The 16640-nt window shown below is 73.7% G+C and carries 16 protein-coding genes; 12 read left to right on the top strand and 4 right to left on the bottom strand.

What is annotated here, in order from left to right:
• Positions 1 to 183: 183 nt before the first annotated feature.
• The 3 genes from GA0070216_RS00585 to GA0070216_RS00575 are packed head-to-tail and all read left to right on the top strand — an operon-like array spanning position 184 to position 3226.
• Positions 184 to 1293 carry an AAA family ATPase gene (locus tag GA0070216_RS00585; RefSeq protein ID WP_091237279.1) on the top strand — a complete coding sequence of 370 codons (1110 nt, stop codon included), beginning with the start codon at positions 184 to 186 and terminating at the stop codon, positions 1291 to 1293.
• On the top strand, positions 1272 to 2279 hold the full coding sequence (locus GA0070216_RS00580) for a DUF58 domain-containing protein (RefSeq protein WP_091237278.1): 1008 nt from the start codon (positions 1272 to 1274) through the stop codon (positions 2277 to 2279). Before GA0070216_RS00585 ends, GA0070216_RS00580 begins: the two co-directional genes overlap by 22 nt.
• Entirely contained in the window at positions 2276 to 3226 is a 951-nt protein-coding gene (locus GA0070216_RS00575; protein WP_091237277.1) for a VWA domain-containing protein, read from the top strand. The genes GA0070216_RS00580 and GA0070216_RS00575 overlap by 4 nt, the downstream gene beginning before the upstream one ends.
• 109 nt (positions 3227 to 3335) lie before the next feature.
• On the opposite strand, the gene GA0070216_RS00570 is transcribed toward GA0070216_RS00575, so the two are convergent.
• Positions 3336 to 3518: a hypothetical protein gene (locus tag GA0070216_RS00570; protein ID WP_091237276.1), complete on the bottom strand. Its 183-nt coding sequence runs from the start codon at positions 3516 to 3518 to the stop codon at positions 3336 to 3338.
• Positions 3519 to 4008: 490 nt separating this feature from the next.
• Between GA0070216_RS00570 and fabG the strand changes: the two genes are divergently transcribed.
• From fabG to GA0070216_RS00550, 4 genes are all read left to right on the top strand, one after another.
• A complete protein-coding gene (gene fabG / locus GA0070216_RS00565; RefSeq protein ID WP_091237275.1) occupies positions 4009 to 4713 on the top strand; it encodes a beta-ketoacyl-ACP reductase in 705 nt (234 codons plus the stop codon).
• Between the two features lie 23 nt (positions 4714 to 4736).
• Complete coding sequence (gene fabI / locus GA0070216_RS00560; protein WP_091237274.1) at positions 4737 to 5504, top strand: enoyl-ACP reductase FabI; 768 nt, start codon at positions 4737 to 4739, stop codon at positions 5502 to 5504.
• Between the two features lie 95 nt (positions 5505 to 5599).
• Positions 5600 to 6631, top strand: a complete 1032-nt coding sequence (locus GA0070216_RS00555; RefSeq protein WP_091237273.1) for a ferrochelatase — start codon at positions 5600 to 5602, stop codon at positions 6629 to 6631.
• 39 nt (positions 6632 to 6670) lie between these two features.
• Positions 6671 to 7450, top strand: coding sequence for an HAD-IIA family hydrolase (locus tag GA0070216_RS00550; RefSeq protein WP_091237272.1), 780 nt, complete (start codon positions 6671 to 6673; stop codon positions 7448 to 7450).
• Positions 7451 to 7651: 201 nt separating this feature from the next.
• Here the strand turns inward: GA0070216_RS00550 and GA0070216_RS00545 are convergent, their stop codons facing one another.
• Positions 7652 to 8446, bottom strand: a complete 795-nt coding sequence (locus GA0070216_RS00545) for a hypothetical protein (RefSeq protein ID WP_091237271.1) — start codon at positions 8444 to 8446, stop codon at positions 7652 to 7654.
• Positions 8447 to 8598: 152 nt separating this feature from the next.
• On the opposite strand from GA0070216_RS00545, the gene GA0070216_RS00540 reads away from it, so the two are divergent.
• Positions 8599 to 9411 (top strand): DUF3097 domain-containing protein, encoded by an 813-nt coding sequence (locus tag GA0070216_RS00540; protein ID WP_091238749.1) that lies wholly within the window; start codon positions 8599 to 8601, stop codon positions 9409 to 9411.
• A gap of 20 nt (positions 9412 to 9431) precedes the next feature.
• On the opposite strand, the gene GA0070216_RS00535 is transcribed toward GA0070216_RS00540, so the two are convergent.
• The gene (locus GA0070216_RS00535) at positions 9432 to 10745 is read right to left on the bottom strand and encodes a serine hydrolase domain-containing protein (RefSeq protein ID WP_091237270.1); all 1314 of its coding nucleotides are present in this window, start codon (positions 10743 to 10745) and stop codon (positions 9432 to 9434) included.
• Positions 10746 to 10839: 94 nt separating this feature from the next.
• On the opposite strand from GA0070216_RS00535, the gene GA0070216_RS00530 reads away from it, so the two are divergent.
• From GA0070216_RS00530 to GA0070216_RS00515, 4 genes are all read left to right on the top strand, one after another.
• On the top strand, positions 10840 to 11313 hold the full coding sequence (locus GA0070216_RS00530) for an NfeD family protein (RefSeq protein ID WP_091237269.1): 474 nt from the start codon (positions 10840 to 10842) through the stop codon (positions 11311 to 11313).
• Positions 11314 to 11317: 4 nt separating this feature from the next.
• Positions 11318 to 12424 (top strand): SPFH domain-containing protein, encoded by a 1107-nt coding sequence (locus tag GA0070216_RS00525; RefSeq protein ID WP_091237268.1) that lies wholly within the window; start codon positions 11318 to 11320, stop codon positions 12422 to 12424.
• Positions 12425 to 12650: 226 nt separating this feature from the next.
• Entirely contained in the window at positions 12651 to 13445 is a 795-nt protein-coding gene (locus GA0070216_RS00520; RefSeq protein WP_091237267.1) for a hypothetical protein, read from the top strand.
• Positions 13446 to 13744: 299 nt separating this feature from the next.
• Positions 13745 to 15907, top strand: coding sequence for a transglycosylase domain-containing protein (locus tag GA0070216_RS00515; RefSeq protein WP_091237266.1), 2163 nt, complete (start codon positions 13745 to 13747; stop codon positions 15905 to 15907).
• A gap of 125 nt (positions 15908 to 16032) precedes the next feature.
• Here GA0070216_RS00515 and GA0070216_RS00510 read toward each other — a convergent pair whose 3' ends face one another.
• Positions 16033 to 16638 carry a dTMP kinase gene (locus GA0070216_RS00510; RefSeq protein ID WP_091237265.1) on the bottom strand — a complete coding sequence of 202 codons (606 nt, stop codon included), beginning with the start codon at positions 16636 to 16638 and terminating at the stop codon, positions 16033 to 16035.
• Positions 16639 to 16640 lie beyond the last annotated feature (2 nt).

Below are 16640 nucleotides of genomic sequence, written 5' to 3'. Positions count from 1 at the left end.
AGCCGCCCGGCGACGGGGTGAATCGTACACGCGGCAGACCCCTTCGTGTCCACCCTCGTTCAGCGATTCGGTGATCGGGACGGCGCGGCGGAAATCGGGTTCTCCCCACCTCGGCTCTCAGCCGGGCATGCGAGTCTTGTTACCGCACCACGCCACGACGACCGATCATGCTGTGGAGGACCGGTGGCCCAGCCGACCACGCCCGACGCTCCGACTCCGAATGGGACGGCCCCCGAGACACCTGCGGCGGTGACCACCCCCGCCCAGGACGCCACCCTGCTGGAGCGGGCGCTGTTCGAGATCAAACGGGTGATCGTCGGGCAGGACCGGATGGTGGAGCGGATGTTCGTGGCGCTCCTGGCCCGGGGGCACTGCCTGCTGGAGGGCGTACCGGGGGTGGCCAAGACCCTCGCGGTGGAGACCCTGGCCCGGGTGGTGGGCGGGGAGTTCGCCCGGGTGCAGTTCACCCCGGACCTGGTCCCGGCCGACATCATGGGCACCCGGATCTACCGGCAGTCGAGTGAGAAGTTCGACGTCGAGCTGGGCCCGGTCTTCGTGAACTTCCTGCTCGCCGACGAGATCAACCGGGCCCCGGCCAAGGTGCAGTCGGCGCTGCTGGAGGTGATGAGCGAGCGGCAGGTCTCCATCGGCGGCCAGACCCACCGGGTGCCCGACCCGTTCCTGGTGATGGCCACCCAGAACCCGATCGAGCAGGAGGGCGTCTACCCGTTGCCGGAGGCGCAGCGGGACCGCTTCCTGATGAAGATCGTCGTCGGGTACCCCACCGACGCGGAGGAGCGGGAGATTGTCTACCGGATGGGGGTCGCCGCGCCCGTGCCGGCGCAGGTCTTCACCGCCGACGACCTGCTCGCCCTGCAACGCAAGGCCGACCAGGTCTTCGTGCACAACGCGCTGGTCGACTACGCCGTCCGGCTGGTGCTGGCCACCCGCAGCCCCGCCGAGCACGGCATGCCCGACGTGGCCCGGCTGATCCAGTACGGGGCCAGCCCGCGCGCCTCGCTCGGCCTGATCCGGGCCACCCGGGCGCTGGCGTTGCTGCGCGGCCGGGACTACGCGTTGCCGCAGGACGTCCAGGACATCGCACCGGACATCCTGCGGCACCGGCTGGTGCTCAGCTATGACGCGCTCGCCGACGACGTGCCCGCCGACCACGTGGTGCACCGGGTGATGTCGACCATCCCGCTGCCCGCGGTGGCCCCCCGTCAGCAGGCGTCCGCGCCGCCGCCGGTCAGCGGCCCGCCGGCCGGCGGCTGGCCCGGTCAGCGGCCGTGACCACTCCGGCACGCCCCGCCGACGCCGGTGGGGAGCGCAACGAGGCGGTGCTGTCCCGGCTGCAACTGCTGGTGACCCGCAAGCTCGACGGCCTGCTCCAGGGCGACTACGCGGGTCTGCTGCCGGGGCCGGGCAGCGAGGCGGGGGAGTCCCGCGAGTACCGCCCCGGCGACGACGTACGCCGGATGGACTGGCCGGTCACCGCCCGCACCACCACCCCGCACGTGCGGCGTACGGTGGCGGACCGGGAGCTGGAGACCTGGCTGGCGGTGGATCTGTCGGCGAGCCTGGACTTCGGCACCGGCCGGTGGCTCAAGCGGGACGTGGTGGTCGCCGCGACCGCCGCGCTGACCCACCTGACCGTGCGCGGCGGCAACCGGATCGGCGCGGTGATCGGCACCGGGGCGCAGCCCCCGCCCGCGCCCGCCCGCCGGTGGCGCCCTGCCCCGGCGCCGCCCGCCGGGCCGGGGGTGCTGACCCGGGTGCCGGCCCGCTCCGGCCGGCGGGAGGCGCAGGCGTTGTTGCGCGCGGTGGCGCAGACCCCGCTGCGACCCGGGCGCGGCGACCTGGGGGCGCTGGTGGACCTGCTCAACCGGCCGCCGCGCCGCCGTGGGCTGGCCGTGGTGATCTCGGACTTCCTCGCACCGCCCGCGCAGTGGGGGCGGCCGCTGCGTAAGCTGCGGGTCCGGCACGACGTGCTGGCCATCGAGGTGGTCGACCCGCGCGAGCTGGAGCTGCCCGACGTGGGGGTGCTGCCGGTGGTGGACCCGGAGACCGGGGAGTTGCACGAGGTGCAGACCGCCGACCCGGGACTGCGCCGGCGCTACGCCGAGGCGGCCGCCGCCCAGCGCGGTGCGATCGCCGCCGAGTTGCGCGCCGCCGGTGCCGGGCACCTGCTGTTGCGTACCGACCGAGACTGGCTGCTGGACATGGTGCGATTCGTGGCCGCCCAGCGGCACGCCCGCACCCGGGGGACGACGCGATGATCCGTTTCATGCAACCGTGGTGGCTGTTGGCGCTGCTGCCGGTGGTGGCCCTGGCCGCGGCCTACGTCTGGCGGCAGCGCCACCGCCGGGCGTACGCGATGCGGTTCACCAACGTGGACCTGCTGCGTACCCTCGCGCCGAAGGGGTTGGGCTGGCGGCGGCACGCGGCGGCGACCGCGCTGCTGCTGGCGATGGTGGCGCTCGCCACCGGGATGGCCCGACCGGCGATCGACACCCGGGAGCCGTTGGAGCGGGCCACGGTGATGCTCGCCATCGACGTGTCGTTGTCCATGCAGGCCGACGACGTGTCCCCGAACCGGTTGGAGGCCGCCCAGGAGGCGGCGAAGCAGTTCGTCGGCGAGTTGCCGGCCAGCTACAACCTGGGGCTGGTCTCCTTCGCCAAGGCGGCGAACGTGCTGGTGGCCCCCACCAAGGACCGGGCGGCGGTGACCGCGGCGATCGACGGGCTGACGCTGGCCGAGGCGACCGCCACCGGGGAGGCGGTCTTCACCTGTCTGGAGGCGATCCGGTCGGTGCCGGCCGACGGCGCGGCCGGAATCCCACCGGCCCGGATCGTGCTGCTCTCCGACGGCTTCCGCACCTCGGGCCGGTCGGTGGAGGAGGCCGCGGCGGCGGCGCAGGCGGCGAACGTGCCGGTCTCCACCATCGCGTTCGGCACCGACTCCGGGCAGGTGGACATCGGCGGGCAGTTGCAGCGGGTGCCGGTGGACCGGCTGGCGCTGGCCCAGCTCGCCGAGACCACCGAGGGTTACTTCTACGAGGCGGCCTCGGTGGCCGAGTTGAAGCAGGTCTATCAGGACATGGGCTCGTCGATCGGGTTCCGCACCGAGCCGCGCGAGATCACCCAGTGGTACGCGGGGGTGGCGCTGTTGCTGGCGCTCTGTGCGGGCGGGCTGAGCCTGCTGTGGACGTCCCGGATGCTGTGAGGCGGACCGGATGTGGTGAGGCGGGTCGGAGATGCGGTGAGGCGGTCCGGCTGCTGGTGAGGGGCCGGGCGCACCGGGTGGTGCGTCCGGCCGGGCGGGCCGGTGGTGGTCAGTGACCGCCGCCGGCCAGCACGAACACGACGGCCACCCAGACGGCGGCGAGGGTGAAGCTCAGCGGGGCGACGTAGCGGCTCATGAACGGCTCCGGTGGCGACTGGACGGTCCGCGGGGCGGGCGGGCCGCAGGGGTTTGATCGGGGCGCACACACGAAGTCGTGACCGGGCGGCTCCACCGCGGGGCGTCCAGACGGGGACGGCACCCGTCGACCTCCCCGGCGTGTGGCCGGGTGGGGCGGTGCGGGGAGCGGGAGCTGGGTCAGCTCAACCGACTGAGTCGTGGCTCAGCGGGGCTGACGGAGGGCCCGGCCACGACTGGGAGGATCGCTATCTCGCACAGCGATCACCTCCTGCGGTCGGCGGGGCCCGGAAACGCGAGTCGCCTTCGGCTCGCGGACGACGATGATCGTACAACGGTGACTGCGGGAACGCGTACTCGGCCGGACGGTCCCGCCGACCCTCCGGTGTGCCCGGCGGGCTCCGGCCCGGCCCGTCGGTGCCGATGACGCCGGCGAGCTGCCCGCCACCCGCCACGGACGCCGTCCCGCGCGGCTGCGGCGTCGCCCCCCCCACACGGGCGGGACACCGGTGGCGGGCCGTTAGCGGTTACCTGCCGGTAACGCCTAGGCTCCGACCGGAATGATCAGTGGAAACGAAGGGGGACCCGTGGCCCGCACCGTGCTGGTGACCGGCGGCAACCGGGGAATCGGACTGGCCATCGCGCGGGCCTTCGCCGAGCAGGGCGACCGGGTGGCGGTCACCCACCGCAGCGGTGACGCGCCGGAGGGTCTGTTCGGGGTCCGGTGCGACGTCACCGACTCGGCCTCCGTCGACGCCGCCTTCGCCGCGATCGAGGCCGAGCTGGGGCCGGTCGAGGTGCTGGTCGCCAACGCCGGCATCACCGACGACACGCTACTGATGCGGATGTCCGAGGAGCAGTTCACCGGGGTGCTCGACACCAACCTGACCGGCGCCTTCCGGTGCGCCAAGCGGGCCTCGTCCAAGATGCTCCGGGCCAAGTGGGGCCGGATGATCTTCATCTCCTCCGTGATCGGGCTCTACGGCGGTGTCGGCCAGGTCAACTACGCCGCCAGCAAGGCCGGCCTGGTGGGGGTGGCCCGCTCGATCACCCGGGAGCTGGGCAGCCGCAACATCACCGCGAACGTGGTCGCCCCGGGATTCATCGACACCGAGATGACGGCCAAGCTGCCCGAGGAGCGCCGCACCGAGTACCGCAAGGTCATCCCGGCCGGCCGGTTCGCCGCACCGGACGAGGTCGCCGGGGTGGTCACCTGGCTCGCCTCGGACGCCGCCGGCTACATTTCCGGCGCCGTCATCCCGGTCGACGGCGGCCTCGGCATGGGTCACTGAGAACGTACGGAGGAAGCCAACACATGTCAGGACTGCTCGCCGGTAAGCGGCTGCTGGTCACCGGCGTCATCACCGACGCCTCGATCGCCTTCTCGGTGGCGAAGATCGCCCAGGAGAACGGCGCCCAGGTCGTGCTCACCGGCTACGGCCGGCTCTCGCTGGTCGAGCGGATTGCCCGCCGGCTGCCCCAGCCGGCACCGATCATCGAGCTGGACGTGACCAGCCCGGAGCATCTCGCCGGCCTGGCCGACCGGGTACGCGAGCACGTCGACGGCCTCGACGGGGTGGTCCACTCGATCGGCTTCGCCCCGCAGAGCTGCCTCGGCGGCGGCTTCCTCGACGCCTCCTGGGAGGACGTGGCGACCGCCCTGCACGTCTCCACGTACTCCTACAAGTCGCTGGCCATGGCGGCGCTGCCGCTGATGTCGCCGGGCGGCGCGGTGGTCGGGCTCACCTTCGACGCCACCAAGGCCTGGCCGGTCTACGACTGGATGGGCGTGGCCAAGGCCGGGCTGGAGTCCGCCTCCCGCTACCTCGCGCTGCACCTCGGCAAGCAGGGCATCCGCAGCAACCTGGTCGCCGCCGGGCCGCTGCGCACCATGGCGGCGAAGTCGATCCCCGGCTTCGAGCAGTTCGAGCAGGCCTGGGCCGAGCGTGCCCCGCTCGGCTGGAGCCTCACCGACCAGGAGCCGGCCGCCCGCGCCTGCCTGGCGCTGATGTCGGACTGGTTCCCGGCCACCACCGGCGAGATCGTCCACGTCGACGGTGGCTACCACGCCCTCGGCTCCTGACCCGCACGAAGGGGCCCCGGACCGGGGCCCCTTCGGCACACCCCGGACCAGGGGGCGTCGTCGGCCCGTCGCCGCGCACGGGGGAGAATGACCCCATGTCGTACGACGCATTGGTGCTGGTCTCCTTCGGTGGCCCGGAGCGGCCCGAGGACGTGCTGCCCTTCCTGGAGAACGTGACCCGGGGGCGGGGGGTGCCGCCCGCGCGGCTGGCCGAGGTCGCCGAGCACTACCTGTACTTCGGCGGGGTCTCCCCGATCAACCAGCAGTGCCGCGAGCTGCTCGCCGCGGTCCGGGCGGACTTCGCCGGGCACGACGTCGACCTGCCGGTCTACTGGGGCAACCGGAACTGGGACCCGATGCTCGCCGACACCGTGGCCCGGATGCGCGACGACGGGATCACCCGGGCGCTGGCGTTCGTCACCAGCGCGTACGGCGGCTACTCGTCCTGCCGGCAGTACCAGGAGGACATCGCCGCCGCGCGTGCCGCCGTCGGCCCGGACGCCCCGGTGATCGAGAAGCTGCGGCAGTTCTGGGACCATCCCGGCTTCGTCGAGCCGCACGCCGACGCGGTGCGCTCGGCGCTGGCCCAGCTCGACCCGGCCCGGCGGGACACCACCCGGCTGGTCTTCACCGCGCACTCCATCCCCACCTCGGCGGCGGCCACCGCCGGTCCGCACGGCGGCCGGTACACCGCGCAGTTGGCGGAGACCGCCCGCCTGGTGCACGCCGCCGCCGCGCCCGACCTGCCCTACGACCTGGTCTGGCAGAGCCGCTCCGGCCCGCCCCAGGTGCCGTGGTTGGAGCCGGACGTCAACGACCACCTGACCGCCCTCGCCGGGCAGGGGGTGACCGGTGTGGTGGTCAGCCCGATCGGGTTCGTCTCGGATCACCTGGAGGTGGTCTGGGACCTCGACACCGAGGCGTTGGAGACGGCCAAGCAGCTCGGCCTGGACTTCGTCCGGGCCGGCACCCCCGGCACCGACCCGAGGTTCGTGACCATGGTGCGCGAGCTGGTGGCCGAACGCGCCACGCCCGACGGGCAGCGGCTGCGCCGTCGCCTCGGCGAACTGCCGAGGTGGGACACCTGCCCCACCCCGTGCTGCGTGCCGGCCGCCCGCCGCCCCTGATGACGACCCCTCCTCCCCGACACCCCCTTGGGACGACAGATGCTTGACCGCAAACCGGTGCAGAGCTGGCTCACCGACATGGACGGCGTACTCGTGCACGAGGGTCAACCGGTCCCCGGCGCGCCGGAGTTCATCAACCGGCTCCGGTCGTCCGGCAAACCCTTCCTGGTGCTCACCAACAACTCGATCTACACCCCGCGCGACCTCCAGGCCCGGCTCACCCGGATGGGTTTCGAGGTGCCGGAACACGCGATCTGGACGGCGGCGCTGGCCACCGCCCAGTTCCTCGCCGACCAGCGGCCGGGCGGCACCGCGTACGTGATCGGGGAGGCGGGGCTGACCACCGCGCTGCACGCGGTCGGTTACGTGCTGACCGATTTCGCCCCGGACTACGTGGTGCTGGGGGAGACCCGCACCTACAGCTTCGAGGCGATCACCAAGGCGGTCCGGCTGATCAACGATGGGGCCCGGTTCATCTGCACCAACCCGGACGTCACCGGCCCGTCGGTGGAGGGCGCGCTGCCCGCGGCCGGTTCGGTCGCCGCGATGATCTCCAAGGCGACCGGGGTGGAGCCGTACTTCGTCGGTAAGCCCAACCCGATGATGATGCGCTCGGCGCTGAACACCATCAACGCGCACTCGGAGAGCACCGCGATGATCGGTGACCGGATGGACACCGACATCCTGTGCGGCCTGGAGGCGGGGCTGGAGACGATCCTGGTGCTCACCGGGATCAGCACCCGGGCCGAGACCGAGCGCTACCCGTACCGGCCGTCGCGCATCGTCGACTCGGTGCTCGACCTGATCGACGAGATCTGAGCCGTGCCGTTCTGCGACGGCACGACCCGGCACGATCCGGTGCGGGCCGCACGGCCGGCCTCCGGACGGCCCGCCGGCGACGGCGGTGCCGCGCCGGTCGGGCGCGCTCCGGTCCGGGTGCGGGCGGCGGCGCGGCGGGTGCGGCGGCGTTCGGGACGGTGCGGCGGCGTTCGGGGCGGTGCGGGTGCGGTCAGGGTGCGGTCAGGGGCGCAGCGGGGCGTTGCAGGCGGCGACCAGCGCCTGCCGGCAGGCGGTGGTGAGCGGGCGCAACGCGGCGTCGCGCTGCTGGGCCTCATGGTTGTTGACCGCCCCGCCGGGCGCGCTCTCCCCGGCCAGCGCGAGCACCCGGTCGAGCACGGCGGCGCGGGCGAAGAGCCGCCGGGCGCGCGGGTCGAACCCGGGCGGCAGGTCGGTGGCGCCGTCCGGGCGCCGCAGCGCGGCGAGCGCCCCGGCCAGCTCGGGCCGCCACTGGGCCACGTCGAGGCGGGTCAGCGCGGCGGTGGACTCGGCCAGCGCGGTGGCCAGCTCGACCTCCGCCTCGGCCGCTCCCGGTGCGGTCAGGGACGCCTTCGGCGCGTCCGCCGGCAGCGGGTAGACCCGCCACAGCACCGTCTCCCAGGTCATCCCCGAGCCGGAGGTGTGCGTCCGCACCTCGGGGATCAACCCGAGCCCACCGGCCACCACGGCCTCCCCGGCCAGCAGTGCGGCCCCGGCGAAGTCGCCCGGACCGGGCAGCCCCCGCGGGTCACCCGGCGCCGGCAGCACCAGCCGGATCTCGTCGGGGGAGAGCTTGGCCAGCGCCGGCAGGGCGTCGCGCAGCGGCACGTCCCGCCAGGTGCCCGGCGCGTCGGCGACCAGGTGCTCCTCGTCGCCGGCGACCGACTCGGCGACCTCGTCGAAGGGCACCAGGCCGGCTCGCCAGGCGCGTACCCAGGCCACGAAACGGCTCGACCGGCGCGCGGCCAGGGTGGCCGCGCCCGTTGCGGGGGAGGACATGCCGAAAGGGTACGTGCTCCCCGCCGTCCCTGTCTCGACTGCCGGATCGTGGGCCCCTCGGCCCGCCCACCGACGCAGGTGGCGGCGCGGCGGGCCGGGCGGATGGGCGCGTCGGGAGGTGTCGGGGCGCGGGTGGCGTTAGCGTGATCGACATGGCGGGGCGATACGGCGAGGACGTGCTGGCGGGCGACTGGCGGCGACGGAAGGTCACCCCCGAGGTCGACGCCGAGGTGGATCTCGTGGTGGAGGACGCCGACTCCGGGTTCTGCGGCGCGGTGGTCGGGTTCGAGTCCGGGGCGGTGGTGCTGGAGGACCGGCACGGCCGGCGACGCGTCTTCCCCCTGCTGCCCGCCGCGTTCCTGCTCGACGGGGCGCCGGTGACCCTGCGCCGGCCGGTACGCCCCGTGGTGCCCGCCGCCCGCCGTCGCACCGCCTCCGGATCGATCGCCGTGGACGACGTCCGGGCGCAGGTGGCCAAGGCCAGCCGGATCTGGGTCGAGGGCGTGCACGATGCCGCCCTGGTGGAGCGGATCTGGGGCGACGACCTGCGGGTCGAGGGTGTGGTGGTGGAGCCGTTGGACGGCATCGACGCCCTCGACGCCGAGGTACGCGACTTCGCCCCCGGCCCCGGCCGCCGGTTGGGGGTGCTCGTCGACCACCTGGTGCCCGGTTCCAAGGAGAGCCGGATCGTGGCCCGGGTGAACTCCCCGTACGTGCTGGTCACCGGGCACCCGTACGTCGACGTGTGGCAGGCGGTCAGGCCGGCCGCGCTGGGCATCCGGGCCTGGCCGGTGGTGCCGCCCGGCCAGCCGTGGAAGGAGGGCGTCTGCGCGGCCCTCGGGGTGGCCGAGCCGGCCGACATGTGGCGGCGCATCCTGTCCCGGGTGGACAGTTTCGCCGACGTCGAGACGCCGCTGATCAACGCGATGGAACGCCTGATCGACTTCGTCACCGAACCCGGCTGAGACCGACCCGGTCGGCCGGGTCAGGGCTCCTGGTCGGGGGTGCGGGTGAAGACGAAGGTGCCGATGTCCAGGCCCACCGCCCGCCCGGCCGGGTCGCGGAACACGGCGAGGACCTCGCTGTCCTGCTCGCCGGAGCGGCCCTGCCAGCGGTCCGGGCCGGTCCGGGTGAACCGTAGCGTCGGGTCGCCGGGTCGGCCGGCCCACAGGTCGCCGGCCGGGTCGGCCCGGACCTCGTACTCGATGCCCATCCACCACCAGCGGCCGGTCAGCTCGGCCAGTTCCGCCGGGGGCGGGGCGGCGGCCGGACGCCAGGGCGCGACCGGCGTCGGTTCGGCGTCCAGGACCAGGGTGAGCAGTTGCCGGGACAGCCCGCCGAGGTGACCGGTGCGGAACCCGTACGAGTTGGCGTAGCCGACCACGGCGGTCCGGCTGGGCCGGTGCACGGTCAGCGCGGCGACGTAGCCGGGCATCGAGCCGCCGTGACCCACGTACACCCGGTCGCCCTCGCGGTACAGCTCCAGCCCCAGGCCGTGGCCGCCGCGCCAGGAGTCCAGGTCGTTGAGCATCACCGGGGTGCACATCTCGGTCAGGGTGTCGGCGGCCAGCACCTCGGGGTCGGGGTCGGCGAGGAACGCCGCCCATCGGGCGAGGTCGGTCACCGTCGACCAGAGTTGCCCGGCGGGGGCCATCGCCCCGGTGTCGGTGCGCGGCTCCTCCCGCAGCGTGTCGTGCCACGGGTGCACCACGTAGCCCGGCGCGTACGGCGCGGTGGGGTGGTAGGTGGTGCGCCGCAGTCCTAGCGGGTCGAGGATGCGGGTGGTCAGCAGTTGCGCCCAGGGCGTCCCGGTGACCCGCTCCAGCACCCCGCCGAGCAGCCCGTACGCCAGGTTGGAGTAGTGGTAGCCGCGCCAGGCGGGGTAGCCGACCTTGTCCGTGCTCAGGCCGGCGACCAGGGTGGCCAGGTCGGTGCCCTCGGTCCGCTCCCACCACGGGCCGTCGGGCTCGCGGTGCAGGCCGCTGGCGTGGCCGAGGAGTTGGCGCAGGGTGAGCCCGCCGACGGCGGTGCCCGGCAGGTGCCGGTCCAGCGGGTCGTCGAGGGTGAGCCGGCCGGCGTCGCGTTCCCCCAGCAGCAGCGTCGCGGTCATCGTCTTGGTGATCGAGCCCACCCGGTACTGGAGGTCGGCGTCCGGGCGCGGGTGGTCGCCGGCGGCAGCCAGGTGGACCAGGGTCCCGTCCCGCACGACGCCCAGCGCCAACGACGGCGTACGCCCGGTGGCCTGGGCCTGTGCCACGAGGGTGTCGATCCGGCGGACGGTCTCGGCGAGCAGGGTCACGATCGGCTCCTTGGCGGCGGTCGGTACGGGCCTGGATCGAGCTTACTGATCACCAGAAGTGGGTGGATTCGCGTGGACGTGTCACGATCGGGGGGTGGACGCCGTGGTGTGGATCGTGCTGGGTGTGCTGTTGGCCGTCGCCGAGATCTTCACGACGACGCTGTTCCTGATCATGTTCGCGGCCGGCGCGTTCGCCGCCGCCGGGGCTGCCGCGTTGGGTGCGCCCGTCGCGGTGCAGGCGGTGGTTTTCGCCGTGGTGTCGGCGCTGACGGTGGCGCTCGCCCGGCCGACCATCCGCCGGCACACGCGGCCGTCGGTGGACAGCGGCGAGCAGCCGTTCGGGGTGGAGGCGCTGGAAGGCGCCACCGCGCTGGTGATCGAGCAGGTCGATGCCGAGCAGGGCATGGTGAAGATCGACGGCGAGTTGTGGACGGCGCGTCCGTACGACGCGACGCAGACTTTCGAGCCCGGTGCGCGGGTGCAGGTGATAAAGGTCCGGGGCGCCACCGCCCTGGTGTGGCAGGACGATATTTCCTCCCCCGGCGAGCTGCCGGAAGCGAAAAGGTGACGGTATGGAATTCATAGCGGTCCTGTTGGTGGCCGTGGCGTTGATCATTGTGGTGACGCTGGCGAAGGCGGTACGCATCGTGCCCCAGCAGCGTCAGGACGTGGTGGAGCGGCTCGGCAAGTACAAGCGCACCCTGAACCCGGGCCTGAACCTCCTGGTCCCGTTCGTCGACGCGGTGCGCACCAAGGTCGACATGCGCGAGCAGGTGGTCAGCTTCCCGCCGCAGCCGGTGATCACCTCGGACAACCTGGTGGTGTCGATCGACACCGTCCTCTACTACAAGGTGGTCGACGCGGTCCGGGCCACCTACGAGATCGCCAACTTCATCCAGGCGATCGAGCAGTTGACCGTCACGACGCTGCGTAACGTGATCGGTTCGCTGGACCTGGAGCGGGCGCTGACCAGCCGCGAGGAGATCAACCGGCACCTCTCCGGCGTGCTCGACGAGACCACCGGCCGGTGGGGCATCAAGGTGACCCGGGTGGAGATCAAGGCGATCGAGCCGCCGGCGAGCATCCGCGACTCGATGGAGAAGCAGATGCGCGCCGAGCGGGACCGTCGGGCGGCGATCCTCACCGCCGAGGGCCACAAGCAGTCGCAGATCCTCACCGCCGAGGGCGACAAGCAGTCCGCGGTGCTGCGCGCCGACGGTGACCGGCAGGCCCGGATCCTCCAGGCCGAGGGTCAGGCCAAGGCGATCCGGACCGTCTTCGACGCGATCCACACCGCGAACCCGAGCCAGAAGGTGCTGGCCTACCAGTACCTCCAGGCGCTGCCGCAGATCGCCAACGGCACGGCCAACAAGGTCTGGATCATCCCGACCGAGCTGACCAAGGCCCTGGAGGGCATGGGTGGCGCGCTGGGTGGGCTCAGCCGGATGGTCGGCGACGAGCCGGCCCCGGAGGCGAAGCACAGTGCCGGCGAGGTCGAGCGGGAGGCCGCCGAGGCGGCGCAGGCGGCGGCCATCGCCGCCCAGCAGATCCACGACGAGGTACGCGTCGCCGAGGCGCAGGCGACCGGCGGCAAGGTGCCGCAGGGGCTGCCGGCACCCGAGCCGGTATCCCCGGCCAGCCTGGTCAGCGACCCGGTCGACCAGCGCGAACGGGCCTGACCCCGAGGCCGCCCACCCCGGGCGGCAAATGCGAGAAACGCTCATCCGGCGCCCCGGTGCCTGCCACGATCGGTCCTGAGGGACGGGTGGTGGTCAGGAACCGGGGCGCCGGATCGCGTTCCGTGCCGCCCGTCGGAGCAGACGGGTGGCGCGTCCGGCCGGCCCGCCCGTCGGAGCAGACGGGTGTCGCCTTCCGCGCCGCCCGTCCGAGCGGACGAGGTGAGGCATGAAGGACCCCGCGCAGCGGTTGTTCTCGCGTACCCCGGTTGCCGGCGCACACGACCCGGTCGGCCCGCTGGGCACCCGGCGGACCGGCGGCGGCTTCGGGGTGCTGCCCTTCGTCGGCGACCCCGGCCCGGCCGCGCCGGCCACCGACGCCAGTTGGGCCTGGTCGCTGCGCCGGTTCGCCCGCGCCTCGGTCTGGCTGCTGCCCGCCTACGCGGTGCTCTACGGGGCGGTGGCGATGGCCAGCGACGGCGGGCTCGGCAACGACCCGTACCCGGCCGACGGCCGACCCCTCTACCTGCTCGGCTGGGTGGCCGCGATCTGGCTGGGCCTGCTCGCCCTGCTCGCGCTCACCGGCCTGCTCGCGGCCACCCGCAGCCGGCGGGGTGCGGTGGCCGGCCTGCTGGTGAGCATCGGTGGCACGGTGCTGATGCTGCCCTTCGCCGGCCTGACCGAGCAGACCCCGGTCTTCGGCACCACCGCCCGGACGCTGGTGCTGGTCGGGGCCACCTTCTACAGCGTGGGGTGGCTGCTCACCGGCTGGGCGGTGGCCCGCTCCGGGGCGTTCGCGATCGGTGACGGGGCGATGCTGATGATCGCCGCGCCGCTGCTCGGCCTCGGCGGCGCGTTGGTCGGCGCGCTGCCGGCCTTCGGCGCGATCTTCGTGCTGATCGCCGGGATCGGCATCGGCTACCGCTCCGGCCGCCTCGTCCCGGCCGCGATCGCCCGCGACGCCGCCACCGCCAGCGTCACCACCCCCACCCCCGGCCCCCAAGGCCCCCTCCCCGCCGCCTAACCCCACCCCCACCCCCACCCCCCACCCCCCACCCCGTCTCAGGTCGGCTCGGGTCGGCTCGGGTCGGCTCGGGTCGGTGATCAAGAGGTTTGCGTCAGGATTTCGGCCGGAGAGCGCCCAAAGCTCTTGATCACCGAGCCGCCGGGACAGACAGGACGGGGAGGACGGACGGGATGGGGAGGGGTTGCGGGGACGGCAGGAGGGTGGGGTGGGGAAGTCGCTGGCAGATTACGGTGAGTTACCTGACAATCCGGTGGCGGAGTGGGCCGCTGGTCCGTGCGGTGGCAATGCTTACGCCCATGTCCTCACCCCGGACGCCGCTGACGCGGCTGCTCACCGTGCTGCTCGCCGGCCTGCTGGCCGGTCTGGTCCTCGCGGTCGCCGCGCTACCGGGCAACCTGCTCGCCGGAGTCGTCACCAAGGCGGTCCTCGGGGCGTTCGACGACCTGCCGGCGGCGCTGCGCACCCCGGCCACCCCGCAGCGCTCCTACCTCTACGCCAACGACGGCAAGACGCTGCTCACCACGTTCTACGACGTCAACCGCACCGACGTGCCGCTGGCCGAGATCGCCCCGACGCTGCGGCAGGCGATCGTCGCCGCCGAGGACCGGCGCTTCTACTCCCACGGCGGGGCCGACCTGCGCGGCATGGCCCGCGCCCTGGTCGCCAACGTCACCGGCGGCGGCACCGCCCAGGGCGGCTCCACGCTCACCATGCAGTACGTGCGCAACGTGCTCAAGACCGACCCCACGGCCACCGCCGCGCAGCGGGAGGCGGCCACCGAGCAGACCGTCGGGCGCAAGCTCCAGGAGATCCGGTACGCCACCGAGCTGGAGAAAGCCCTCAGCAAGGACGAGATCCTCAACCGCTACCTCAACATCGCCTACTTCGGCTCCGGGGCGTACGGGGTCGCCGCCGCCAGTCAGCGCTACTTCGACAAGGCGCCGGCCGACCTGACCCTGGCCGAGTCGGCGCTGCTCGCCGGGTTGGTGCAGTCGCCCGACGCGTACAGCCCGATCGACGGTGACCAGGGTGCGGCCCTGGAACGGCGCGGGTACGTGCTCGACTCGATGGTCGCCACCGGCGCGATCACGGCGGCCCAGGCCGACGGGGCCCGCGCCGAGAAGCTGACCCTGCGCCCCACCGCCCAGCCCAACGGCTGCACCGCCACGGCCACCGCCGACGCCGGCTTCTTCTGCGACTACCTGCGCCGCTGGTGGCTGGAGCAGCCTGCCTTCGGGGCGACCGCCCAGGAGCGGGAGCAGTCACTGCGCCGGGGCGGCTACACCGTGGTCACCTCGCTCGACCCGGACGTGCAGGCCACCGCCGTCGCCGAGGCCCGCAAGGTCTACCCCGCCGACGACGAGCGGGCGCTGCCGATCGCCGCCGTCGAGCCCGGCACCGGTCGGGTGCTCGCCCTGGCCGTCAACCGGGAGTACGGCGTGGGCGACGGCCGGACCGTCAACCCGCTGGTCTCCGGCGGCGGCAGCATCGCCGGCTACCAGGCCGGCTCGACGTTCAAGCTGTTCACCATGCTGGCCGCGCTGGAGAACGGCCGTACCCTGTCCACCGGCTTCGACTCGCCGAGCCGGCTGACCACCCGGTTCCCCGCCGAGGGCGCGGCCGCCTGCGACGGCAGATGGTGCCCGGCCAACGCCAACCCGGCGCGGATGGACGGCTACCGGATGATGTGGGACGGCTTCGGCCGCTCGGTGAACACCTACTTCGTCTGGCTGGAGGAGCAGGTCGGCCCGGCCAAGGTGGTGGAGATGGCCCAGCGCCTCGGGATCACCTTCCGGGCCACGGCCGACGCCGACCTCGCCACGCACAGCGCCGACAACTGGGGCGCGTTCACCCTCGGGGTGTCCGCCACCACCCCGCTCGACCTGGCCAACGCCTACGCGACAGTGGCCGCCGAGGGGACGTACTGCGCGCCGACGCCGGTGGTGTCGGTGACCGCCCCCGACGGCACGACGGTGCCCGTCGGCACGCCGTCCTGCCGGCGGGTGCTGTCCGAGGACGTGGCGCGGGCCGCCACCGACGCGGCCCGCTGCCCGGTCGGCCAACAGTCGGCGTACGGGCAGTGCAACGGCAGCACCGCAGGTGGGGTGGACCGGATCGTCGGTCGCCCGGTGGCCGGCAAGACCGGCAGCTCGGAGCAGAACGCCACCGAGACCTTCGTCGGCTTCACCCCGCAGGTGGCGGTCGCCGGCATCGCCGCCAACCCCGACGACCCGAGCGACGCGGTCGGCGCGGCGGTGCAGGGTGAGGTGATCACCGCGGTCGCCCGGACCATCCGTACCGCCGTCGACGGCCAGCCGGTCCGCGACTTCACCGCCCCCAGCCGGGAACTCGCCGGCACCCCGCAGCGCCCGACGCCCCGGCCGTCCCCCCGCGCGCCGGAACCGGACCAGGGCCTCCCCTCGGACCTGCTGCGCTGGTTGCAGAACCGCCGAGGCTGAGCTGGTAGCCCGCCAGCCAGCCCGCCAACCAACCGGCCGGCCGGCTGGCTGGCGGGGCAGGGCGGCTGGCGGGGCAGGGCGGTAGCGCTATCGCCTGCCGGTCACGGTGGTAGGGGCGGTACCGGCTACCGCGTGCCGGTCACCGTGGCGACCGCCCGGTCCAGGTCGGCGGCCACCGTCGTCGGGTCGGCACTGCCGTCGATCATGGTGAAGCCCCCGAACTCGGGAAGCGCCCGGTAGCCGGCGTCCAGCGCGGTCAGGTGGGCCAACTCCTCGGTGTCGATGCCCCGGTCCAGCACCCGCCGCTGGGCCAGCTCCGGGCTGATCGCCAGGAAGCAGATCAGGTCCGGCCGGGGAAAGAGGGCGTACGCGGCGCGGACCAGCCGTACGCCCCGGTCACCCCGGGCCCGCATGATCACGTACTGGCACCAGGTCCAGCGGTCCATCACCCCGACCCCTCCGGTCAGCCGGGTGACCGCCACGGCACGGGCCAGCGCCACCCACCGCACCGCCGCCTCCAGCACCGGGTAGCCACGCCGTCCGAACAGATGCACGCCGTCGCGGCGGCCCACCGCCCGTGCCAGCCGGTTCCAGAACGGCCGCCCACCGGCGTTCTCCAGGTACGTCGCCGGCGCTCCCGCCAGGCTCAGCCGCCCCGCCAGCCCTTTGGCCTGGGTCGACTTCCCCGCCCCGTCCACGCCGACCACCGCCACGATCACCCCACGCCCCATCC

The organism is Micromonospora matsumotoense, assembly GCF_900091525.1.
Taxonomy (GTDB): Bacteria; Actinomycetota; Actinomycetes; order Mycobacteriales; family Micromonosporaceae; genus Micromonospora; species Micromonospora matsumotoensis.
This window is presented reverse-complemented; position numbering and strand designations above follow the sequence as displayed.